Annotated in this window: 15 protein-coding genes and 1 tRNA gene; 9 read left to right on the plus strand and 7 right to left on the minus strand. The window is 45.5% G+C overall.

Features of this window, described 5'->3' with window-relative positions; all coding sequences use genetic code 11:
- Positions 1–222: 222 nt before the first annotated feature.
- Together ruvA and ABV001_RS12305 are read right to left on the minus strand one after the other, a co-directional pair.
- Positions 223–813, minus strand: a complete 591-nt coding sequence (gene ruvA / locus ABV001_RS12300) for a Holliday junction branch migration protein RuvA (RefSeq protein WP_352423080.1) — start codon at positions 811–813, stop codon at positions 223–225.
- A 234-nt stretch (positions 814–1,047) separates the two neighbouring features.
- Positions 1,048–2,262: an L-serine ammonia-lyase gene (locus tag ABV001_RS12305; RefSeq protein ID WP_352423081.1), complete on the minus strand. Its 1,215-nt coding sequence runs from the start codon at positions 2,260–2,262 to the stop codon at positions 1,048–1,050.
- Positions 2,263–2,502: 240 nt separating this feature from the next.
- On the opposite strand from ABV001_RS12305, the gene ABV001_RS12310 reads away from it, so the two are divergent.
- Complete coding sequence (locus tag ABV001_RS12310; RefSeq protein WP_352423082.1) at positions 2,503–3,237, plus strand: acyl-[acyl-carrier-protein] thioesterase; 735 nt, start codon at positions 2,503–2,505, stop codon at positions 3,235–3,237.
- Here the strand turns inward: ABV001_RS12310 and ABV001_RS12315 are convergent.
- Positions 3,234–3,827, minus strand: coding sequence for an LEA type 2 family protein (locus tag ABV001_RS12315; protein ID WP_352423083.1), 594 nt, complete (start codon positions 3,825–3,827; stop codon positions 3,234–3,236). The two genes, ABV001_RS12310 and ABV001_RS12315, sit on opposite strands and share 4 nt — an antisense overlap.
- Before the next feature lie 18 nt (positions 3,828–3,845).
- Positions 3,846–4,931 carry a DUF2027 domain-containing protein gene (locus ABV001_RS12320; RefSeq protein ID WP_352423084.1) on the minus strand — a complete coding sequence of 362 codons (1,086 nt, stop codon included), beginning with the start codon at positions 4,929–4,931 and terminating at the stop codon, positions 3,846–3,848.
- 170 nt (positions 4,932–5,101) lie between these two features.
- Between ABV001_RS12320 and ABV001_RS12325 the strand changes: the two genes are divergently transcribed.
- From ABV001_RS12325 to ABV001_RS12355, 7 genes are all read left to right on the plus strand, one after another.
- Positions 5,102–6,349, plus strand: a complete 1,248-nt coding sequence (locus ABV001_RS12325) for an S-adenosylmethionine:tRNA ribosyltransferase-isomerase (protein ID WP_352423085.1) — start codon at positions 5,102–5,104, stop codon at positions 6,347–6,349.
- A 95-nt stretch (positions 6,350–6,444) separates the two neighbouring features.
- On the plus strand, positions 6,445–10,911 hold the full coding sequence (locus tag ABV001_RS12330; RefSeq protein WP_352423086.1) for a translocation/assembly module TamB domain-containing protein: 4,467 nt from the start codon (positions 6,445–6,447) through the stop codon (positions 10,909–10,911).
- A gap of 280 nt (positions 10,912–11,191) precedes the next feature.
- Positions 11,192–13,495 carry a translocation and assembly module lipoprotein TamL gene (gene tamL, locus ABV001_RS12335; protein WP_352423087.1) on the plus strand — a complete coding sequence of 768 codons (2,304 nt, stop codon included), beginning with the start codon at positions 11,192–11,194 and terminating at the stop codon, positions 13,493–13,495.
- A 346-nt stretch (positions 13,496–13,841) separates the two neighbouring features.
- Positions 13,842–17,003 (plus strand): SusC/RagA family TonB-linked outer membrane protein, encoded by a 3,162-nt coding sequence (locus ABV001_RS12340; protein WP_352423088.1) that lies wholly within the window; start codon positions 13,842–13,844, stop codon positions 17,001–17,003.
- 15 nt (positions 17,004–17,018) lie between these two features.
- Positions 17,019–18,626: a SusD/RagB family nutrient-binding outer membrane lipoprotein gene (locus ABV001_RS12345; RefSeq protein WP_352423089.1), complete on the plus strand. Its 1,608-nt coding sequence runs from the start codon at positions 17,019–17,021 to the stop codon at positions 18,624–18,626.
- A gap of 66 nt (positions 18,627–18,692) precedes the next feature.
- Positions 18,693–18,836: a hypothetical protein gene (locus ABV001_RS12350; protein ID WP_352423090.1), complete on the plus strand. Its 144-nt coding sequence runs from the start codon at positions 18,693–18,695 to the stop codon at positions 18,834–18,836.
- A gap of 13 nt (positions 18,837–18,849) precedes the next feature.
- A complete protein-coding gene (locus ABV001_RS12355; RefSeq protein ID WP_352423091.1) occupies positions 18,850–20,028 on the plus strand; it encodes an MFS transporter in 1,179 nt (392 codons plus the stop codon).
- On the opposite strand, the gene ABV001_RS12360 is transcribed toward ABV001_RS12355, so the two are convergent.
- The gene (locus ABV001_RS12360) at positions 20,020–20,922 is read right to left on the minus strand and encodes an aldo/keto reductase (RefSeq protein WP_352423092.1); all 903 of its coding nucleotides are present in this window, start codon (positions 20,920–20,922) and stop codon (positions 20,020–20,022) included. The two genes, ABV001_RS12355 and ABV001_RS12360, sit on opposite strands and share 9 nt — an antisense overlap.
- A gap of 231 nt (positions 20,923–21,153) precedes the next feature.
- Between ABV001_RS12360 and ABV001_RS12365 the strand changes: the two genes are divergently transcribed.
- Entirely contained in the window at positions 21,154–21,774 is a 621-nt protein-coding gene (locus ABV001_RS12365; RefSeq protein WP_352423093.1) for a superoxide dismutase, read from the plus strand.
- A gap of 209 nt (positions 21,775–21,983) precedes the next feature.
- Here the strand turns inward: ABV001_RS12365 and ABV001_RS12370 are convergent.
- Both ABV001_RS12370 and ABV001_RS12375 read right to left on the minus strand, forming a co-directional pair.
- Positions 21,984–22,054: transfer RNA gene (locus tag ABV001_RS12370), tRNA-Gln, on the minus strand.
- A gap of 176 nt (positions 22,055–22,230) precedes the next feature.
- On the minus strand, positions 22,231–25,290 hold the full coding sequence (locus tag ABV001_RS12375) for a DEAD/DEAH box helicase (protein WP_352423094.1): 3,060 nt from the start codon (positions 25,288–25,290) through the stop codon (positions 22,231–22,233).
- Between the last annotated feature and the right edge of the window lie 2 nt (positions 25,291–25,292).

The raw sequence follows: 25,292 nt of genomic DNA on the forward strand, positions 1-25,292 counted from the left end.
GACGGGGTGACGGGGAGACTGGGGTGATAAGGTGCACGGGAAAAACGGACACAGGAAATAATAAGCGCACAAGATAATAAATACGCGAACTTCGTACGGCTTTCCTGAAAAAAAACGGGAGATTGCCGTATCGATAAGAAAGAATATGTGGTCAATTTTTCTCAGAGAAACAACAGCTTAACAGGATTTATTTATTCAAATCCGTATTACGCAATCAGTCTGTTATAATCTCTTCAGCGCTTCTTTAATTACGCCCTCCACCGGTAATGCGGGTGAATCCTTTAATATCTTTGATACTACTTTCTGTGAAGCGGATTGTACGAATCCGAGCATCACCAGTGCAGATACTGCCGCATGGCCGGTCTCGGAAAGGTCGCTTTTCGTGGGTAGTTGAAGGGTTCCGCTTTCGTCGGTCATTTTGATTTTGTCTTTCAAGTCGACGATAATCCTTTGTGCCGTCTTGGCTCCGATTCCTTTTACCGATTGCAGTACGGAGGCATTCTCGGTGGCAATCACATTTTCCAGTTCCCTTGAATTGAGGGAGGACAGGATTATCCTTGCGGTGCTGGGACCTACGCCTGATACCGAGATAAGGTGAAGGAACAATTCCCGTTCATGTTTATCCCTGAACCCGAACAACACATGGGCATCCTCACGGATGGACTCGTATACGTAGAGTTTTGCCGTAGGTTCCTGGCTGATCGCACCGTAAGTGTTCAGCGAGATATTCAGCTGATAGCCGATGCCGCCGCATTCAAGTGTCACATTGGTCGGAGTAAGATCCGTCACCTCCCCTTTGATATAATCTATCATTTTAATTGTATTGAGTTCTGACTATTTGCAGTAACGGCAGAACCCTGCTTACACAGCATCTGTCCATGTTACATGATGAAATAGTTTTAACAGGTTGATTACGTAATACCGCTGTTATAACGGTAAAATTAAAAGAAAAGTATATGGGATCCCCGCAAAATATCCAAAGGTCTTCCCGCTTAACCACCTAACCACTTAGGCACCTAACCACTTAACCACTTAGGCACCTTTCCACTAAAACAAATGTCCCTTCGCCAATCCTCCTTCGCCGGTTTCCTTATAGAGTGAAGGCAGGTCGTGCCCCGTCTCCTTCATTACATTTACTACACGGTCGAACGAAACCCTGTGGATCCCGTCGGTGAACGACGAATAGAGGTTCGCATCCAAGGCTCTTGCGGCAGCATAAGCATTCCGTTCGATACAGGGGATCTGTACTAATCCGCATACCGGATCGCAGGTCATTCCCAGATGGTGCTCCAGCCCCATCTCCGCCGCATATTCTATCTGGGCGGGACTTCCTCCGAAGAGTTGGCTGGCTGCCGCTGCGGCCATCGCGCAGGCAACGCCTACCTCTCCCTGGCATCCTACCTCTGCACCGGAAATAGAGGCATTCTCTTTCACTATATTGCCTACTAACCCTGCCGTAGCCAATGCACGAAGCATCCTGTTCCTGCTGAAACTGCGGCTCTCTTCCAGGTGGTAAAGCACTGCCGGTATCACCCCACACGAACCGCACGTAGGTGCGGTGACGATCTCGCCGCCCGATGCGTTCTCTTCCGATACCGCCAGGGCATAGGCAAAAACCCGGCCCCGCGATTGCAGCGACGCCTTATATCCCTTGGCCTTGATAAAGTAGCTTGCCGCCTTGCGATGCAGGTTCAAGGGCCCTGGGAGTACTCCCTCATTATCGAGTCCCCTTTCCACGGCAGCTTTCATCACTTTCCATACCTCTGCCAGGTAATCCCAGATTTCTCTGTCTTCATGCTCTTCTACATATTCCCAATAGCTTTTACCGGTTTTTTCGCACCACTCCATCACTGCTGTCATCGTGGTCATCGAGTAGATATCTTTTCCTTCATTTCCGGTTACACCAATAGTCTTCTCACCATCGGAAATTTTACCACCACCTACACTGTAGACGGTTTGTGAAGCAATTGTCCTGTCATTGCCGTCATATGCTTCCAGTTTCAGGGTATTGGGATGGAAAGGCAGGAATGTTTTCGGTAACCAGTCTATAGTGGTGGGGGCAACCGGTTCCAAAACGCCCAGAATCGCTTCGTCGGTCAAGTGTCCTTTGCCCGTAGCGGCCAGGCTTCCGTAAAGTGTGACAACAAATTTCTTTGCTTCAGGATGATCTTGGGCAAACATGGCTGCTGCTTTCTTGGGTCCCATAGTATGACTGCTTGATGGCCCGTTCCCGATGCGGTAAAGTTCTCTGATCGATTGCATGGACAAATGTAAAATTATGTTTCTATACTCTTTGCAAAGGTAATGATTAATTCCATGCGGAAAAAGAATTCTCATAAGCCGCCACCTGATATTAATATGGCTGTTTTTGGATATTTTTGTACCTTTGGAGTTTAAAAATCAAGTTAAACTCTAAATATTTCAGTTCATTGTCTGAACGGAGAAAAACGTTCTGGGAATACTTTGCTCGTTTAGTTAAACCAAATAGTTCAAGAAGAAAGAATGGGTGCGAAGAAAAAATACAGTTATGATATTGAGGCACAGGATATCGATTTCCGGCGTAGGGTTTCGTTAAGGTCGCTCACCAATATGATATTGATGACAGCCGGACGGAATGCGACTGAAAACGGTTTTGGCCTGCTGGAGTTGCAGGAGAAACACTATACCTGGGTGCTGTCGAGGTTAGTGGTCGACATGGAACGTTTCCCGACCGAACAGGATTCGTTTTCTGTGGAGACATGGATAGAATATGTGGGAATTGCATTCACCACGCGTAATTTCCGGATGAGGGACGGGGCCGGGACGGTAATCGGGCATGCCAAATCCCTGTGGGCCGTCATCGATATGCATACACGTCGCAGTGTGCCGTTGGATACCATTCCCACGATGCAACAATTTATCGTGGATGAAAGTGTTCCGGTAGATGAACCGGGCAGGATTGCCAATGTGGAAGGGGCGATTGCCAACAGTTTTACCGTGAAATACAGTGAAATAGATGTCAATGGGCATGTCAACAGCTTGAATTATGTACAGTGGTTGTCAGATTGTTTTTCGCTCGATTTTTACCGGGAACATTATATACGGCGGTTTGAGATCAACTTCCTGAAAGAGATCACTTACGGCGACCGTGGAGAAGTCCATCGGCAGATGATTGCTCCTGATGATTATCTCTTTCAGGTTGAAACAAAAGAAAAAGGAACCGCCTGTCGTGCCCGGATCGTTTTCTTTCCCCGTTAATCTTTTCCTCCAAAATTAAATACGATAGGGATTGCTGCGGGTGATTTAAGGACGGTATTACCCACAGTCAGTTTAGGCCATAGCTTTACAGTCACAGAGGTTGCGTTGGGAGTGATACCGAGGAAAGCACTCATCTCATTGGCGACCCGCTGTTGGGAATAGCGGTTCATCACATTCTTTAAATCTACGCTGACAGGGATAGGCACTACTTTGGTCTCTCCCGGTTCAATGCGGATAGGGATATCCATTTTCCCTTCCACAAATTCCATCTCATTGATCTGGATGGCATAATCCAATGCATCAAGGAAAGCGGCGTTTTTATTGGGGTTGGTCACATCCATATTGAGGGTCATGCTGAACGGTATAGTTTGCAAGGAAGATCCTCCGGCCAGCGCGGTGGCTATGGATGCCAGTTTCGATACCGAGATGACGGAAGCATTTCCTAAATTTATCCCTGCCAGCTGGATATTGTCTAATGAATGGTAGCGGTATTCACTCTGTGAAAGTTGGTAGGCTCCTCCGATTCTGTTTACTACGTCGCAGCCGTTGAACAGGAGGGCTACACTAAGGAGCAGGATCATCTTCTTCATCTGATTGAATATTTATTTTTATTTAATAGTCACCATGGTAGCTCCGTAGCCATATTCACGGAAAGAGGCGTCCTGGTGAAAACATTTTGGATAATTCCTTCTTAACTCTTTGATGAGGGCATTTCTGAGTACACCATCACCTTTACCATGGATAAATACAATTTTGTGGTTTTTACGATGGATGTATTCATTCATCACCTCATTGAATTTACTCAACTGATATTCCAATATTTCTGCATTATTCATTCCCGCGGTGGTGTCGAGCAACTCGTTAATGTGAAGATCGACTACGGCCGTTTCCTCTTTTTTTACTTTTTCGATCTGTGCCTTCCGGGGTCGGTTGTCCTGTCGCTTTTTTTCTTTCATAGCCTGCTCCAGAGCGTCGGTAGGAATGCGGAGTTTATCTTCCGGGATATCGTTCCGAATGATGAAACAGGTAAGGGCATCGTCCTCGAAATAATCGTTTTCGTGAAAACTGTGCAGCTTATAGAACTTTACAGTATCGATACGGAGTTCTACCGAGCAGGGAGGCTTTACATTGAATGGTTTGTTTCGTTTGAATGCGATGAATTGCACGGTTATCCTCTCTATCTCATTCAGATCTCCTTTTTCGAGTTCCTCTAAAAAAATTTTGGTGTTGGGTTCGATAAGCCCGCTGTAACGGATTTTCTCAGAATTTCCCTCACGGCTCATATAGTTAAAAAAGAGGTAGTAATTACTGTCGTTCACGAAATAACATTCGTAGGTTGTGGACGACAGGTTCTTTATATCCATGGGAAGCCATGCCAGGCAGGCGGTGATCTTTTCACCTTCCGGCGTTTCTTCGGGAAGTTCTTCCTCTTTGGGCTTTTCCCAGTTTGCCGTAGTGCTGGTTCCTGGGGTATCATGTGTGGTAGCGTAAGGAACTTCCTCCTCTGACGGTGACTGTGTGAGCTTTTCGTTCCCCGCAGGTTGTACTACGACACATTCCGAGATCAACACCGGCACGTCGAAACCATGTTCGTCTTCAACGATCACCACCTGTTTATTCCGGAATCCTTTTACGGTTCCTCCCCCCACAGTATTGAGAAACCGCACTGTGTCCCCTATTGATAATTTATTCATGCAATCTTTTTTGTTATGCGTTGCAAAGTTGATTAATTTTGCGGAATAAATGCATTAATTATTACGAAAAATCATTTTTCTGATAGTGAAAAAATGTAAGATTTGGAATTTGAGAATTAAAAGTGACTTCTTCACTTCTCCACTTCTTCACTTCTCAAAAAAAAAGAATTATGCAAAAAGAGAATATAGCACAACTGCAAATATCCCGATATAATTATCCTCTTCCCGACGATAGAATCGCGAAATATCCCCTTGAACAGAGGGATGCATCCAAACTGTTGGTGTACGGTGGTTCGGGGATCCATACCTTTCGATTCGGTGAATTACCGGAGTTGCTTCCGGAAGGGAGCCTGCTCCTGTTCAATAACACCCGGGTGATTCATGCCCGGTTGTTATTTCACAAGGAAAGCGGCGCTCAGATCGAGGTATTCTGCCTCTCCCCGCATATTCCGGCGGACTATGTGGTGAGTTTTCAGCAACGCCGCCAATGTTCCTGGCATTGTATGATAGGAAATGCCAGGCGTTGGAAAGATGAACCGTTATCGATGGATATACCTGTCGATGGCGGTTTGGTGCGATTGAAGGCCGAAAAAGGCGGTGTAACAGGAAGTGATACAATCGTACAATTCTCCTGGGATAATGATGAACTTACCTTTTCAGAACTGTTGGAAATAGCGGGGAAGCTTCCCATCCCCCCCTATCTGAACCGTCCTTCGGAAGCGAAAGACGATGAGACTTATCAAACAGTCTATTCCCGCTCTGAGGGTTCTGTAGCGGCACCTACGGCAGGATTGCACTTCACGGAAAAAGTGATGGATGAACTCCATGAAAAGGGAATCAAGATGGGTGAAGTTACCCTTCACGTCGGGGCAGGGACCTTCAAGCCCGTGAAAACTGAAACTATAGCAGGCCATGAGATGCATACCGAATTTATCTCGGTACCGAAAGAGACCATTGAGCAATTGTTACACCATTCCGGGAAAATTGTAGTGGTGGGAACCACTTCAATGCGTACCGTGGAAAGCCTTTATTATATTGGGAAAAGGCTTTTTGCAGGTGCTGATATTGCGGCTGGCGACCTGGGGGTGAAGCAGTGGGAACCTTATGAAGATACTGTTGAGATTACTCCGGAACAGGCGCTTCTCAGTATTTTACATTATCTTGATGAAACCGGACAGCAACGGCTCATCTCTTCCACGCAACTAATGATTGCCCCTGGTTATACATTCCATTATCCCGATGCGATCATCACTAACTTTCACCAACCTCAGAGTACATTGTTACTGCTTATTTCAGCATTTGTGGGTGATGATTGGAGTAAGATATACAACTATGCACTGGGAAACGATTACCGGTTTCTGAGCTATGGCGATAGTTCTTTATTGTGGAAACGGAGAAATGGAATTCAAAAAGAGTAAATAACCCTGTTTTTTGGTTAAAAAAATCGTGGAATGCTGATTTATACCCCCATTTTTTTGTATCATTGCATCGTTTAATTAAAAAGTCAATTCAGTTGGTCGCTAAAGTAGTCACTAAAATTGTCCGTATATTCGCCATAATCATTGTCAGTATTGTATTGTTGAATGTAATACTTGTCATTACTTTCAGTATTCCTGCTGTACAGAAGGGTGTGGCTAACATGGCATTGGACAAATTCAGACCACTCATTGGAACGAAAGTCGAGTTGGAGGGTATCCGTATCCGCCTTATTAATACCGTGGAACTCGATGGAATTTATCTGGAAGACCAACAGCAGGATACCTTGTTATACGTGGGTAAAATAGCAGTCCGTATCCATGCCATGGATCTTTTAAGGAATAAGGTGACGGTACACAAGGCGGGCATTGAGAATTTCACAGCCAACATACACCGCGCGTCGCCGGATGACCCCTTCAATTTCCAGTTTATCATTGATACCTTTGCCAAAGAGGATACGGTAAAGGTGGAAAAAGAGGGAAAGCCTTGGCATATTACCGCTAACGAAGTGATATTGAAAAATGGAAAACTCCGGTATGATATTCATTCGGTTCCGGAGACTCCCGGTGCCTTTAATGTCAGTCATATAGATCTGGAAGATTTTAACTTTAAGGGAAAAGCGGATTTCCTGAGTATGGAAAATATGCAGGCGGATGTGAGCCTGCTCCGTTTTCTGGAAAAGAATGCCGGCCTATCGCTTAATAATTTGAGGGTGCGAATGAAGGGTGAAGGCTCCTTGTTGAGTAGTGACGGGGTGACTGTCAGTATGAACGGGTCACGTATCCAGATTAAGGATGCTTCTTACGATCTGGAGTCGAAAGCATTTTCCCTTACCGCGGAAAGCAAGCAGACCGATCCGCGCGATATAAATATTTTTGTGCCACGTTTTGGGGATCTTGACAAGCCTGTCTCATTTGAAGTCAAGGCGGAGGGCGCATTGCCCCGGGTGGAAGTGAACAATTTGGGCTTCCGATATGGTCCTGATACGGAGATTAATCTCTCCGCATCGATCTCCGATTACAGTGACATCAATAATGGAGAATTGCATGTGAATCTCAGGGATCTGTATGTTTCCCAGGAAGACCTGCAGGCGTTAATCCGCATTGGTGCGCCGGACTATACTTCTCCCGACGCATTGGTTGCCATGGGCGATCTCAATCTGCGGATGAAAGCCGACGGAAGGTTGCAGCAATTCCTCTACGATGGAGAAGTAATTACCGGCCAGGGGGATGTGGCTCTCAATGGAACCGGGCGTATCGGTGAGCAATTCAAGCGTCTTGTTTTTGAGGGGCCGGTGAGGGCCAATAATATAAAAGTGGCCAATATCATAGGAGAGGGCGCCGGGGTAGGCAACACTACCCTGGATACAAATATCAAATTATCCGTCATTCAAGACTCAACGATTACGGTAGCTGCCGATGGCCAGATTGAATCTACATCATTCAAAGACTACCATTACGGCAATATCTTCTTCAACGGGGTGTATAGCGGTGATAATATTGTGGCAGATATCCGCACCAATACCGAAAGGAATACGTTTAACCTCTCCGGTGACATTACATTCGGTGAATTGATGAAATATACTGTAAAGGGTGATGTGGAACGTCTCGATCTGTCGCCTTTCGTGGCGGTTGAGAGTTGGAAAGATCCTTATCTCAAGGTGAATATCGATGGGGATCTTTCAGGCCGTTCGTTGGATGACCTGGTAGGCATGGTGGTGATTGATAACCTTTCTCTGGCCGATAGCAACTTCTTTTATAGTCCCGGCGCTATCTATCTCCAGGCATTGGCCGACGAGGGTGAAGGAAAAAAGATAGAGATCAGCTCTTCTTTCCTCGAAGGGAATATCACCGGCGACTATTATTTTTCGACCATTGGGGCTGAACTGATGCGGGCAATCCATCCTCACCTCCCTTCTGTAATAGTAGAGAAGGATAATCAACAGTCACAGCCGCCGGAAACAGGTAAGAATAATTTTCAACTCAATATCGAGCTTCAAAATACGGAAGATCTCTCCTATGCGCTTTCACTTCCTTTCTATAATGTGGAACCGGCGACCATTTCCGGCCGTGTGGATATGACGGCCGACGAATCGCTACGCATCGACGCGCACCTTCCCCGGGTAATGGTAGGGAATAATGATATCCGGGAGACAAAGGTGGGCCTGCTCAACCGTACGTCTGACCTGAAACTGGATGTGAACAGTTATCTGGTACAAAATAACGGATATATCAATCTAAAACTGAATAGTGATGCAATATCGGATTCGTTGAATAACCGCTTGTCGTTCGATATGAAGCAAAATAATACCAACTCCCGGGGGGATCTGTTGGTGGCGATAGGATTCCGGCGTGATAGTGAAGACCAGTTGGCGATGGACATCCGTATCCCTCCTGCCAGAGTCCTCTTCAACAATAAGCAAATCGATTTCAACGATGCATCCATCGCTTATAGCAAAGACCGTATTGGGGTCTCCAATTTCGGTATCCGGGAAGATAATATGCTCTTGTTGGGGATAGATGGGGTAGCATCGAAGAGCGAAGCGGATAATATCCGTATCTATTTTAATAATACGGAGTTGGCAAATATCCTTAATGCGTTTAATGTAACTAACTTCGCGGGGGCTATCAATGGAGATATCTATGTGCGCCAGGCATTGGATAATCCAATGATCCGCACCGAAGAGCTCCGGGTGGAGAATGTAACTGTGCAGGGTGATACTATTGGCACCTTCCGTATTGATGCGGATTGGGACAACCTCCTTTCCGGCCTTAATTTGAATGCATGGCTGGAGGATGGAGGAAAGCGCAGCCTCGATGTAAAAGGATATATTCCTACCGGCGATAACAGCCCATTTCCGATGGATGTGAACCTCACCATAGCTGATTTTAAACTGATGGCCATCCAGCCGTTGACCACAGGTATTTTCAGCGAATTGAACGGGCATTTGAATTCTAATATACACGTTACCGGTACGCTTTCTGAACCGATAACGGAAGGATGGCTGGGAATTGATGAGGGTATGATGAAGGTGGCATTTACCAATGTGACCTATTACGTATCTGATACCATAGAGATCAGCAGGGACAATGTGGGGTTGAAAGACTTGGTGATCCGTGACCAGAACAACCATACCGCTACATTGAATGTGAGCCTGTCCCATACTAATTTCGGACGGATGGTTTATAATGCAGGCATCCGCCTCAACGATTTCATGCTGCTGAATAATTCCAACCGTACCGACCTGATGGCTTACGGTAGCCTGAAACTGTCGGGAGAACTCAATGTGACGGGATCTCCTGCCGGCATATTCGGTAACGGGAATCTGACCAGTTCAAGTCGGTCGGACGTCACTGTGGTCCTTCCCCAAACGGCAACAGCTACGCAGTATAGCGGTATAATCTATGTGGATAGTAGAGTAAAGGAGCCAGATTCACTGGCATTCTTGCGTAAAAATGAAGAATCATCCGGAGGACAACTTAACACGAATGTGTCCCGCGGTATTCCTATCGTGATGGCCATCACAGTGAACCTGACTCCGTTGCTCGAAGCCGGAGTGGTCCTTGACCCGACTACCGGGAACGCGCTTCAGGTGAGTGGTGAGGGAGAACTGAATGTCAACTTCAACTCAAGATCCACCCCTTCGGTATTGCTTTATGGGGATTATGTGCTTAATAGTGGAAAGTTTCATTATAACCTGCAGAATCTTCGTTCGATAGAGTTTAATATTCGCGAAGGAAGCAAGCTCACGATGGAAGGTAACCCGATGAATACGCAGTTCGATGTAACTGCTTACCGTCCTGTAAGGGCAGATTTAGCTACACTCAGCTCCACATTCACCACCGAGTTGCCTAATACCCGGGTGCCGGTGAATGCCATACTCCAAATCAAAGGTAACCTGCAAGGGATGGACCTGCAATTTGATGTGGAGTTGCCGGAGAATTCAAGTGATGTGCAGCAGCGGGTGAAAAGCTTTATGCCGAACGAAGAGACGAGAATCCTTCAGGTGGTGTACCTGGTGACCGCCGGCAGCTTTATGCCAACCGAGGGGAGTTCTACTGATATGAATTTCGGTTCGTCGATGGTCACGAATATCGCGGCCAGTACGCTGTCCAAAGGGTTGGATGCTCTCTTTGCCAGTGCATTGAGGGATAACTGGTCGATCAGTACCAGTCTGGAATCGGTGGATGGGAGCTTCGATAATGTAAGGATGGGGGTGGATGTTTCTACTCGTTTGATGGACAATCGGTTGCGTATAAACACCAACCTGAGCTATGGGGATAACAGTATGCTGGTGGAGGGCCAGCAGCAATTCCTGGGAGAGTTCGAACTGGAATATGATATCAACAACTGGCTTATGTTGCGGGCTTTTAACCGTGCCAACCAACGGGTTTACCGCCGTTCACTCACTACGCAAGGAGTTGGAATCATGGTTACCAGAGAGGCCAAAGAGTTCAGAAAACTGTTTGATTTGAGGTTTACCAAACCGAAGGAGGAAGATTGATTCAATTGTAATTCGGTTGTTATTCAGTTGTAATTCAGTTGTAATTCAGTTGTAATTCAGTTGTTATTCAATTGTAATTCGGTTGTTATTCAATTGTAATTCAATTGTAATTCGGTTACGGTTCGGTTGTCGGTTGCACTACGCGCGAAGCGCGAATAACGTGAGTGAAGCGAACGAATAACTATTGAATAACGGCGAAGCCGAATAACTATCGAATAACTGTTATGATTCGGGGATGTAGTAAGATAATTGGTAATTATTAGTTTTTGTCGACTATTGTATGAGAAAATATATAGTAATTATATTGTGGATATGTATATTGGGCGCATGTAGTGTGACCAAGAAAGTGCCTGATGGGAGTTATCTTCTCAATAAGACTGATATAAAATCAGATGTGAAAGGTATCAGCTCATCCGCATTGAAGCCATACCTGCGACAGAAACCCAACTCCTCGATGATTTTGGTGGGAAGGGCGAAGCTGCATATGTACAATATTCCCAATGACACCTCTACATGGCTGAACAGGTTACTCCTCAAATATGGTGAACCGCCGGTGCTTTATAATGAGCAGTTGGCCGTTATTTCGGCAGAGCAGATACGATTGCACATGAAAAATAAGGGATACCTGAATGCGGAGGTGGATACCACCGTAGTGAAAAAAGACAAGAAAGCTAATGTCACTTATAATGTGACGGGCAATGAACCTCACCGTATCCGCACTTTTACCGATACCATTCATTCGGTGGATACCACCATCTACAATATCCTGAACCGAAGCAGGCAGCTTGCCCTGATGAAAGAAGGTGATATCTTTGACCTCTCTGTCCTGGAGGACGGAAGAGAGCGGATGACTACCATACTGAGAAACAGGGGATATTACAGTTTTTTGAAGGATAACTTTTATTTTATTGCGGATACTACGGTAGGAACAAACCAGGTGGATGTGACACTTTCACTCAACAATCCTTCCGATTCAACTCGCCACCGGCAATACTATATAGGAGATGTGACCGTGATCAACGGGGTGGATCCGGTTCTCTTGCAGGATTCTGTCCGTCGTTCTTCTTTGGATTTGGATACGGTGGACTATAAGGGGATGAGGATCATTTCCGGGAAAGAGCGTTTTTTGCGCCCCCGGGCAATATATTATAATACTTTTTTGCGTCCCGGACGACTTTATGCCGACAGGGTACAGGAACGCACCTATGGGTCCCTCAACGGTATGGGACCGATCAACCAGACATCGATTAATCTGACACCCACCATACGGAACGACTCGGCATATATCGACTCAAGGATCACCCTCTTCCCGGGAAACCTGCATTATATACAGTTCGGAGTGGATGGAACCAATTCGGCGGGAGATCTTGGTGTGGCAGGGAATGTAAGTTATGAACACCGTAACTTCCTGAAAGGAGGAGAGACATTCCGTGTACAATTGAATGCGGCTTACGAATTTATTACCTCCGACAGCCTGAATCTTCTTGATAACAGTTTCTATGAATATGGTATAGAAACATCACTCTCCATCCCGCAATTACTACTTCCCTGGATGATAAGAGAACTCAGAGACCAGCCCTCGGCTTCGACTGAATTCTCTGCGGGTATCAACTTTCAGAAACGGCCTGAATACCTGCGCCAATTCTTTAACCTCTCTACCCGTTTTCAATGGGCATCTCATGAGTGGCGATTACAACACATGTTGGAGCCGGTAGGGGTTACCTACATCAGGATGCCCTGGAAATCCAAAGAATTCGAAGATCTTTACTTCAATGAGGATGTCAATCCTATCCTGCGGTATAGTTATGATGACCAGTTGATTGTCCGCAGTGCGTATACCCTCAACTATAGTAACTTCAACCGTCTTGGACGGCGGAGCATGCCGACTGTTCCTTTCCGGATCCGCTCAGGTATCGAAGTGGCAGGATGGTTGCCCCGTCTCGCGACGAGCCTGGGAGGTGGAGAAGTGAATGACAAAGGATTCCATACATTTTTCAAACAACCTTATTCGGAGTATGTGAAAGGTGATTTCGATATTGCCGCTTCGTATGCCTTTGATGACAGGAATACTATTGCTTCACATATTGCTGTGGGCCTGGCGTATCCCTACGGGAATTCAAACGTATTACCTTTTGAAAAACGCTATTTCGGCGGAGGGGCGAACAGCGTGAGAGGGTGGAGTACCCGTACCCTGGGGCCGGGTACCTATAGTAACGATACGATTACGGGCTCCGATTTTGGACGTAAGATCGGGGATGTGAAACTCGATTTCAGTGTAGAATACCGGCACAAGCTGACCCATATGTTTGAACTGGCCGCCTTTGTCGATGCCGGGAATATATGGACGGTCAAGAACTATATGGAGCAACCCGGCGGTATGTTCCGGTGGAATAGTTTTTATAAGGAGTTGGCCGTAGCATACGGACTTGGGGTGCGCTTAGATTTTAATTTCCTGTTGATCAGGGTGGACGGTGGTATGAAAGCGCATAACCCCGGTCTTCCCGAAGGATCCCGGTGGACCATCTTTAAACCCGATTTCAGCCGCGATTTTGCCTTCCATTTTGCTATCGGTTATCCGTTCTGATGCCTCCCTAACTCTATGGAGGCCTAATTTTTTTGTTAACCAAATGTTTATTATTCAATTCCGGTTGTCTTTTAATTGAATCAAGTGAAACTTATCTATTGAATTCAGATAGGCGTTGCTCCTTATATCTGTAGCCCCCCCCCCGATTTATTATTAACTTTTATTTTCTTTGTGCTTTTTGACAGGTGGGATGTTAAAAGTTTTATTTTCTGTCAGTAAAATTGCTTTTTATTGATCAAAATGATTTAAATTTGCGCTTAATGTATCAAAAGGTATTATTGGTGGGTTATCAAAGATGCAAAAGATATCATTATTGTCCTTTAATTATAACTAAAAAGAGTAGAGTATGAAAAGAAAGTTAATGATGTTATTGACCCTGTTTTTTGTAGGGATAGGGATTATTATTGCTCAGACACAAGTACGAGGAGTGGTTGTGGATGAGACTGGAGAACCGGTGATCGGTGCCACCGTTCAGGTGAAGGGCTCTTCACAGGGAACGGTCACCGATATGGACGGAAATTTCAACCTGTCTGTGTCATCCGGAGGAACTCTTGTTATTTCGTACGTAGGAATGCAGACACAAGAGGTGCCCGCCACTGCAAATGTGCGGGTAGTATTGGTATCGGATGCCGCATTACTGGACGAGTTGGTGGTGACGGCATTGGGTATTAGCCGTGATAAAAAGGCATTAGGATATGCCGTGAGTGAGGTCGCCGGTGAAGAGATGATCAAGGCCCGTGGTGGTTTATCTAATCCGGTAAATGCTTTACAGGGTAAAGTGGCCGGTTTGCAGATATCAAGCGGTACCGGCTCAATGGGTGGATCGTCCAAGATATTGATTCGCGGGGTGACATCCATCTCCGGGAATAACCAGCCGTTGTTCGTGATTGATGGTGTGCCGGTGGAAGGAACTGATTTTAACTCAACCGATACGCAACGAGGCGGTGGCGGGTACGACTATGGCAATCTTGTGCAGGATATCAATCCGGATGATATTGAAAATATATCGGTATTGAAAGGAGCCAACGCTTCGGCACTTTACGGTTCCCGTGCCAACAACGGTGTGATTATGATCACTACCAAAAAGGGAGCGAAAGGTGAAGGTCTGGGCGTTTCATTTAGTAGTTCCGTGGGTTTTGAAGTGGTCAATAAATTACCGAAATTGCAGAAGTTATACGGGGGTGGATCCAAGGAATCTTTTGGACAAGAGACCATTAATGGCAAGAACTATAATATTCCAGAATATGAGGTAGATGAAAGTTGGGGACCTAAACTGGAAGGACAGGAAGTTCTTTCCTGGTACGATTTGGCGAAGTGGGAGGCCGGTGGGAAAGTGGGAAATCCCACTACTTCCAGATGGGTAGCGCCTGAACATGATGTCAAAGATTTCTTTGAAACGGGGGTATCCTATACAAATAACCTTTCCATTTCACAGGCTACTGACCGCGCCTCTTTACGGTTATCGTTCACGAATACCGATTTAGAAGGTTATCTGCCTAACAGTTCAATGACCAAAAACGTGTTTTCATTATCGGGAACGACGACCAGTGCCGATCAGAAACTGGAAGCATTTACCAATGTGACCTATTTTAACTCGCGTGCCAAAGGACGTTCGGAAATAGGTTACGGTGATAATAATGTGATGGTGAAATTTGTACAGTGGGGACAGCGCCAACTGGATATGGCCCAGTCAAAAAATCTCTATATTATGCCTGACGGTTCACAAGCTACATGGAATCGTGTGGCATGGGATGATCCCACCCCTAATTATAGCAATAACCCCTATTGGAGCCGTTTTATGAATTATCAGAACGACTCGCGTAACCGTGTATACGGGAATGTGGGCTTTTCGTATAAGATATTACCGGAACTCAAATTCCAGTATAAGACCAATCTCGATTTCTTTGTCGATAAACAATACGAGCGAAATGCCGTTGGTTCCCAGGAACAATCCCGCTATATGGAAATTTCCCGCCAACAATATGAACTGAACCACGAATTTATGTTGATGTATAACAATCACTTCGGAGATTATTCGTTGATTGCCAATCTGGGAGGGAATATAATGAATAGCCGCTATGAATATGTATATGGTGAAACGGTAGGCGGACTTGCCATCCCTTTATTTTATAATCTGAAAAATTCTATTTCTCCTGCGGATGCCTATAATTTATTAAGGAAAAGAGGAGCTCATTCTGTCTTTGCCAACGTAAGCGCCGGTTGGAAGAATATGCTCTACCTAGAGGCAACGTTGCGTAACGATAAGTCCTCCACGTTACCCGACGGGAATAACTCATACTGGTATCCCTCGTTGACCGGTAGTTTTATTTTCTCTGAAATGCTGAAAGAACAGTCCGACTGGCTTTCTTTCGGAAAATTGCGTGCCGGTATCGCAAAGGTGGGTAACGATACGGATCCTTATAGGGTATTTACCACATATACCCAATACACGAATATCGATTCCTCAACACCCGGTTACCGTTTGCCCAACACGTTGAATAATCCTGACCTGAAGCCGGAGTCTACTACTTCTTTTGAGGTAGGCCTCGAGATGTCTTTCCTCAATAACCGGTTGGGTTTTGATGTTACCTATTATTCGACCGAAACAAAAGACCAGATTATCCCATTATCGGTGTCAGGGACTTCGGGATATCTTAATAAGGTCGTCAACTCCGGTGTCATAACCAATAAAGGTGTGGAATTGGTGTTGAATGGAACCCCTGTGAAGACCCGTAATTTTAGTTGGGAAACGTCGTTGATGTTGTCATCCAATAAAAATAAGGTCAAAGAACTGATAGATGACCTTGATTATTACCGGCTCGTAAATGCTCCGTTCAGCGTAGAAATTGGGGCACTGAAAGGTGATGCGTACGGTGTGATTATGGGGAGAAATTATGTCTTTGATAAAGATGGGAATAAGATGATCGATTCCGAAACCGGATTGTATCTGGCAACTGATGGGTATGAGAATTTAGGAAGCATTTATCCTGATTTCAGTGGCGGTTGGACAAACACATTCAGGATCGGCAATGTGGATGCAAGTATTTTGCTTGATTTCTCCAGGGGAGGCCATTATTTCTCCACTTCGTATATGTGGGGAATGTATTCCGGTATGCTGGAGGAGAGTGCCGCCAATGGAATTCGTGAAAATGGTATCTTGCTCAAAGGTGTGATTGACGAGAATGGCACCCCAAATACGACAATTGCCGACGGATATGATTATGCCGTTGATTATTACACAGGACCGGCAGCACAGTCAGTATTCAAGTCGGATTATATTAAGCTTCGGGAAATAAATGTAGGCTATACCTTCCCGTTGAATAAAGATAAATTCGTGAAATCGCTGCGCATCTCGGCTTATGGCCGTAACCTTGCGGTATGGGGCCCCGATACAAAGCATTTCGATCCCGAAATGATGGTTACCAGCTCCGGGAATATACAAGGTATAGAGGGTGGAGCTATCCCTTCCATTGCTAATTTCGGCGCAAGCGTAAGTCTCAAATTTTAATCAGGAGGACAAAAGATGATGAAAAGAATATATCAATATCTGTTATTAATAGCGCTCGGTTTTTCGGTTGTAACATGCGAAGACCTGGATACATTGAACCAGGATCCGAATAACCCGCAAGAGGTGCCTACGCATATGCTGATGAACGGTACTCAGAAATGGATCATGGATAACGTGTACGATGTGTGGTTCAGTGGACGACAGAATCTGCTTTATGCCCAGTATTGGGCGCAGAGGAACTATACCGAGGAAGACCGGTACCAGATACGCGAATCTACCAATAATAATTATTTCAAATATTTGTATATGGGCATCGCAAATCTTGAGAAGATAATCAAGCTGAATACCGATGAGGCCACAGCGGCTCCGAATTCGATATACGGGGCGAATGTCAATCAGATTGCTGCAGCGAAGATTCTCAAAGTGTGGCTGATGAATATTATTACCGATACATGGGGAAATGTTCCCTATACTGAAATTGCCGGTTTGGAAGATGGTGTGTTATACGCTAAATATGATGACCAGAGCGATATCTATGGCTGGATGTTAGAGGAGTTGACGGATGCGATAACGATGATTGACGAATCGCAGGAGGCGTTTGTCTCGGGAGATATTATTTATGGTGGCGACGCTTCTAAATGGAAGAAATTCGGGAACTCGTTGAAATGCCGCCTGGCCATCCATCTGTCCAAGGTGGATCCGGACTGGCGTACCTATATATCAGAGGCCATAGCAGACGGAGTATTTGAAGGAAACGGTGATGCGGCTGCATACAAATATTCCACCACAGGAACGGACTATTGCCTGTTTTATAGTGGATTCTTTGTAAGTAATCGGAATGATTTTACCATCACCAAACCGTTTGTTGATCTCCTTCAGGGAACGAAGGACGAGTTGAATGAAAAATCCCATCCCTGGGAAGGAACTGTGGATCCGCGGTTGAAAATGTATACAACTTCCGTGGAAGGTGCTTATAAAGGAATTCCTTATGGTATCCCGAGTGGAAATACCGCGACGCTTCGTGCGGGAACACCTAACTGGTATGCTGTCCCTCCGGTGCTTTTGGAAAAAGACTTCGCAGTTCCGCTGATGACTTATGCTGAGTTGAAGTTTATTCTGAGCGAGTATAATAATTATTCTGAGAGTGACTATAAAGAGGGGATTGAGGCTTCCATCAATTATTGGTCTTCATTGGCCGGGGTTGCTGTTGCACAGGCAGATATCGATGCTTATGTAGATGCGGTCTCCCGGAATGTGGATGCTGAGGCTGTTGCCGTACAGAAATACATCGACCTGTATATGAACGGTACGGAGGCTTGGACTGAGATCCGCCGCACGGGTTATCCCGAACAGGTTCTTCGTCCCGGAGAAATATCATCTCTTCTGGATATAAAAAATGATGAGGGCACTATAATCAGAACTGATGAGGTTAAGTTTGAACCTCTATCCGAAGTGAAAGGAGATATTGTTGCCCGTGTGAAATATCCGACCGATGAAAGTACGCTGAACGGTGTTAATTGGACTGAAGCAGTCTCTAAATTGGATGATGGTACCAATAACTATTATACGAAAATGTATTGGGATGTGCGTACTTCCACATACGATCATCCTGCCAATAAATAATCAGACGGAACCCTTTTCGCCGATTTTATCATGAACTCTACGTAAGACCGGTATTATTGAAAAGGGATGGAACAGGATAGGGAGCGATTCTCTATCCTGTTCTTTTTAATGTCTGGCCTTTGGGGAAAAGAGGTGGTAACCAGCCATTCAATTTGGACAGTGGAGCAAAATATTGTACCTTTGCAGTCCGTTGGGATAGCTGCCCGCTGAGTTTTTAGGTTATATGGATATTGATTCACATCCTGCCAGGTTATGGACTGGTGGATATATAAATGTTTGCATTGCCAATTTTCTGATGGCATGTTCTTTTAATTTGTTGATGCCGACCATTCCGTTGTATATTACGGAAGTATTAGGTGTTCCCCAGTCCCGCACAGGGATCGTGCTAGCCTCCTATGCCATCGCCCTTTTGTTTGTACGTCCTTTTTCAGGATATTTCGTCGATTTGTATTCCCGCAAAAAAATCCTGCTGGTCAGTTTTATCGGTTTTGTTGCCATATTTTCCGGATATTTCTTCGTCACAACAGTTTTATTTTTCGTAGCGATTCGTTTCCTTCATGGCATCACCTGGGGTTTTACCACCGTCTCGTCCAGTACGCTGGCAATCGACCTGGTCCCGTCGGAAAGACGGGCCGAAGGAATTGGTTATTATGGCACATTCACGAATGTAGCGATGGCGATAGCACCGTTTATTGCCATACATATTTATGGGGCTTATGGTTTTCCGGTGTTATTGGGTTGTGCCATGGGAATGGGCGTTTTAGGGATATTGGCGGTTACATTGATAAAGGCACCTGTGCGTGAAAAAACGGTGCGTAAGAAATTATCTTTAGACCGGTTCTTCCTTCTTCGTGCGTGGCCTATTTTTATTAACCAGTTATTTCCCAGTTTTGCCTGGGGTACCATAGGTCCGTTTGTGGCACAGTACGGAAAGGAGATTAATATCCCTAATGCAGGGATCTATTTTTTGTTCTGGGCAGGAGGCATCATGTTATCACGGGTATTTGCCGGCCGGCTGGTGGACCGGGGACATATCCATAAGGTGAATATGATCGCCATGGTGATAGTGGCGTTGGCTTTTTTCGGATTTGCCCATTATCATAATATTTATGCTTTTTGTCTGGCAGGATTTTTTATCGGTATTGGATTCGGTATGATGTTTCCGGCGCTGCAGACTCTTTATATCAATATGGCTGATAATAACCAGCGGGGGACAGCCAATTCCACCTATCTGGTGGGTTTCGATATAGGTCTTGCAATAGGAATGTTGCTTGGCGGATTTATTTCGGGGCATCATTCCTTCGAAGCCTTATTTATGGTCTCCGGACTTGTGTGTTTGATCAGTGTCGTTATATATGGGGCGATATCGAAACCTCTATTTGAAAGAAAACGATTACGATAGCATACGGACAACCCGTGCAATGGCATCGTTCATCTCCGCAATACTTTGAAAACCGAGAGTCATGCAATGTATGTTGGATTCCGCTAAAGCGTAACGCAGTGATTGTTCACGCTCTTCGTCTTTCACCCGGCTCCCTTCGCCGAATATCTTCATCCCGATCACACCTTTTCCTTTCCGGCGTGCTTTCCCCAATAGCTCCCGGATGGTATCGGGCGTCCCATCCATATGCGACTGGAACGGATTGATACGGGCCAGTATCACGTCTACCCAAGGGGATTCAACAGCGTCCTGAAGTGCTTCAAAGTTATGTGCGGATATACCGACTGCTTTTACAATACCTTCTTCTTTAGCCCTTGACAATCCCTCCATAACTCCCTGACGGCTGTCGGCCCATCCCCCCGAGGTCATGCAGTGCAACAGGATAATGTCGATATAATCCGTGCCGAGTTCCTTACGAAAAGAGTCAATCTTGGTTCGTGTCTCATTGGCCGAAATTCCATCGGTTTTGGCTATTTTGGTAAGAAGTGTCAGTTCCTCCCGCGGCAGACCTTTCATGGCTTCTCCAAAAAAAGGATGAGAGCCGTACGATTCAGCCATTTCAAAAAATTTCATTCCCCGGTTGTATGCGTTTCTTGCGAGGCTTACAAACGGTTCCATACCCATGCGGGTCTGATTGGAGGAGTTGTTCCAGCCCGAAGTGCCGGAACCCATGGCCATAAGGGGCACGGCAAGCCCGGTGGATCCCAGGACAACTCTACTCCCAAGATAAGCATTGTCAACTGTGACGTATTCCCTTCTCTTGTCAAAGGATTGAGCATAACCGACATTCAACATATCGGCACCTATCAGTGTTCCTGCTACGATTCCTGTCTTTATAAATCTACGCCTGTCCATATTTGTTTCCTCCTAATTGGTAGTTTATTGATACAAAGATATTTTCTTCTGAATAAAAACAAAAAAATTAGCATATTTTAATTATTGAGGGGCTGAAATTATTTTGCTGTCAGGTTTACTGATCCCCGTTGTTAAATCAGTATAATAAAACAACAAAATGAATGTTCTGTTGTTCATGAATATGTACATTAACAGAATTATAAAAATAGTATACATCTAAAAAGTAAAGTTATGAGTTACACATTACCTGAGTTGCCTTACGCTTATGACGCGTTAGAGCCTCATTTTGACACTACAACGATGACTATCCATCACCAGCGTCATCATCAAGCTTACGTAGACAACCTGAATAAGGCTATTGCCGGCACCGATGCCGAGTCGAAAGAATTGGAAGATATTCTGAAAGAGGTAAGTAAATATGCTCCTGCAGTCAGGAACAATGGAGGAGGACATTACAATCATTCTTTTTTCTGGAAAATTTTGTCAGCGACGCCAAAGACTGCTCCCACAGGGAAACTGGCGGAAGAAATCAATACACATTTTGGAAGCCTCGACGAATTGAAAGCGCAGGTCAAGCAAGCCGGTTTGGGACAGTTTGGATCTGGTTGGGCCTGGTTACTGGTAAAAAGTGATGGATCTTTGGCCGTTGCCGCTACGCCCAACCAGGATAATCCCTTAATGGACACCAGCGCGAATCAAGGCTGTCCTATTTTGGGAGTAGATGTATGGGAACATGCTTATTACCTGAAATATCAAAACAAGCGTGCCGATTATCTCGATGCTTTCTGGTCCGTACTCGATTGGGCTGTAGTGGAGAAGAATTACGAGCAAGCCCTTTCGAAGGGTAAGTAATTATTGCCCTCTTTATATTCAAAAGTTACGTCTTCCCCGTATGCTCAGGGAAGACGTAATTGTATCTACCCGGAGGATTTCTGATGCATTGGGGATCCGATTGGAATTGAAGGTTCAATGATCAACACAAAAAAATGTCGGACCGATGAATTATCAATCCGACATTTAGTTGTATTCCTCAGTAAAATATTGATTCTTAGTTAATTTTGTTGTCTTGCCAGGATTCGAACCTGGACAAACAGGACCAGAATCTGTTGTGCTACCGTTACACCACAAGACAATGGGAGTGCAAAGGTATAAAAAATTGCCACAACACAAAAAAATGTGCGAAAAAATTATTTATCGGTTAAACCTTAACCACCGAATAACCATTGAATAACCACCGAATAACCACTGAATAACAATTGAATAACCACCGAATAACAATTGAATAACAATTGAATAACAACCGAACCACTACCGAATAATCACCGAATAACGATTCTTTTCCCTGTAAAAATCGAGCAGGGCAACATAGACGGGTGATTCCCGCAGGATTGAGGCATTGCCGACAAGAAAGAGTTGCCGGCGTGCGCGGGTGATGGCCACGTTAAGTTTTCTGTCCACCGTGCCGTCATGGTTGAAGTTGCATAGGAAATTCATCTGGTAAGGTTTATTGGCACAGAGCGACATCAGGATCACATCGCGCTGGCTCCCCTGATATCGCTCAACAGTATCGATCATGATATTCTCCCAGTCAGGGATTCCCGACATAGACAGCTTATGCCTGATTAAGGCAATCTGGTTCCGGTAGGGTGCTATGATTCCGATTGATCGTGTATCAAACAGATAACCATTTGCTTTATATACATTCCGGATAGATGTCAAAAGCGTGATGATCAGGTCGGCTTCAACCTCGTTGATTTTGTCGGAAGTAAAGGACTCATTGATTTTTTCCGTCGAAAAAAAGACTGTACGTTCCGTGGCTATCCACCGGTCAAATTGATCATTCGACGGGCTGAGAAGACTCCATGCTGAGGTTTGCCAGTCGAGCACCGGAAAAAGATTCCCGGAGTAAAAACTGGTTGCGGGAAAAGCAGCGATCTCGTTGTGCATTCTCCCCTGATGGGTGAGTTGGGCATAGGCATGATGCCATCCTTTCGTTTTGCAGCGGCGCAAAAGCCGTTCAAATAGTGAATCACGGCAATCCATAAATTCAGCTTCATGTAAGGCCGGCTCATGGATACCTGAAAATTGACGATCCTGCAATACAATCGTAGATAATTGATTATGATCGCCGATCATAATGAAACGATCGAAACGGGGCAGCAGGCCGATGATCTGCGGCTCTAATATCTGTGATGCCTCATCGATAATGGCTACATGGAAATGCTTGAGGTTGAAAAGTTCCATCCGTCCGTTGATGGAGGCGAGGGTAGAGATATAGATCCGTGTCCGCTCAATCTCGTCTCTCAGCGATTCCCTATCCTTGGCTTTCTCGGAAATCCTTTGCAGTAACCGGTGACGATAGGGTTCTGCACATGAAAGTTCCGTCCCCACCCGGATATAGGCATCACATTCCCCCTTCCGGCATCCGAAAGCGGCGTTGATGGCGTCGCACAATTCGTCCACAGCCCGATTGGTGTATGCCAGTACCATGATATTCTTCTGCGGTTGTGCGTGGTATTCTTCAATCAACCGACGGGCAAAGATGGATGTCTTTCCCGTACCGGGAGGACCCACGATCAGGAAATAGTCTTCAGCGCTCATCGCCTTACGGATGATATTTTCCGGATAACTTACTTCCGGACCGGTTTCTTGCGGACCAGCTTCTTTCAGATATCCCTCTTTTGGAAAATTATCCTGATTCAATATGCCGGCATTTGTCCCGGGAGATCTTACTCCCATCAATATCTCTTTCTTTTTTGCGGAAGCGGAGAGAAAAGAAAAGAGACCCTTGTACATGCTGTTGTAAGTGGTATCCAACGAATCGTGTTCTACCGCCCAGAGCCGGTTCTCTTCAAAGAAGCGGCGGTTTTTCTGCTTATAACGAAAACGTACTTCTACTGACTCTGAGGTGATCCGTGCGATGGTACCTTTCAGTATTTGACGGTTGAGTACCGTATCGTTTTCATTTTCTCTCGGGTAGACAATACATATTTCACCTTCCCTGAAATTGACAATATCGTTTTCCGCCTGGTTACGTGCGAATAAGATGGTCATGTCGTTTCCCGAATCGTCGATGCGGATGATGGAAAGATCGAAAAGTATGTCCAATGCATCAGCCCGTTCGCTGAAGGCACTGTTCCAAAGTGCGGCCGTACCCGTCGGCGTTTCATAGGCGATATCGCCTATCTTCTGATGATACAGTTCTCTTGATATAAAACGGATATAACGGTAGAAGAAGGAGAGTTCCGTTTTGCTGCAACCCGATAACTGTGAACGTATCCGTTCGATTTTTCCGATGAAGAACGCAGGCAGTTTCTCTCCGGTTTCAATAAGATTGAACAAGGAGGTAAACAATGCCTCTGCATCCCGGTTTTCTCCTTGTATCAGAATCTGTTCGTTGATCACGATCAGGTTACGGATATTCAGTACCGATTTCTCCAACTCCCCATCAACCGGTGCGGTGCGAAGGTTCTCGCCCGGACGGGTTCCCACCGAATAGAGGATAGCGGTATCCGCTCCCTGTACCTTTTTTCCGAAAACAGTCTCTATCATCAGACGGTAAACAGCCGTCTGCACTTCATGGTTGAGCGCAATCCTGGCGGGGTCTGAAGAGGGAAACGGCAATCTGCCGGATTTCAACTCCACAATCCGGGCTTCGGTTTCTTCGGAATGGAGTTGTAGCAAGTCGAGTCGTCCCTGAAATCCGAACCGCTCGCAAAAGAACGAAGGCTCCAATGTGCAGTGATGCAGGTCGATACCCCGTTCGGGGAAATCTTCACGGATCACCCGTCTGATATTTTCAAACTGGGTTCGTGCTTTTTCCATAAATAGGCGGAAATCATTTTCGGAGCGGATATCTTCGCAACTGGTGTATTCGAAAGGCGACTGTCTAAATGATCGCAGAAACACATCCCTGAAGGAAACTGACTCCGGATTTTCAGCAAACACCAGTTCGTCAAGGAAAAAATTAGCCAGGTTCCCAAGTAGCAGATAGGAGCGGTTTTCTTTCTCCTCGAATTTGTTACGGAAATAGTGGAGTGGGGATATCGAATAATCCTGGAAGCATTCCGCGATAGCGGAAGCATCGATCAGGTAGTCAGGCTCAAGGATGATATAGTCAGGGATCAGAAAACCATCCTCATCAATCACACAATCGATCAGATTCAGGTTGGCTCCTTCCCGGAATCTTTCAATAGAAGGAGTAAAAGCACTGTTCTCCGGTGAAATTCCGTACCTGGCAATCAGTGGCATGCCGGGATCCTCAGCCCTCACACAGATAAGCAATTTCCTCTCACGGTCAACCTTAAGAAGTTGCACACGGATAGTATCGGTTGCGATATCTGAGGGAAAGGGTGAAATTTCAGTCATGT

Origin of the sequence: Proteiniphilum sp., assembly GCF_040307845.1 — a bacterium.
GTDB lineage: Bacteria > Bacteroidota > Bacteroidia > Bacteroidales > Dysgonomonadaceae > Proteiniphilum.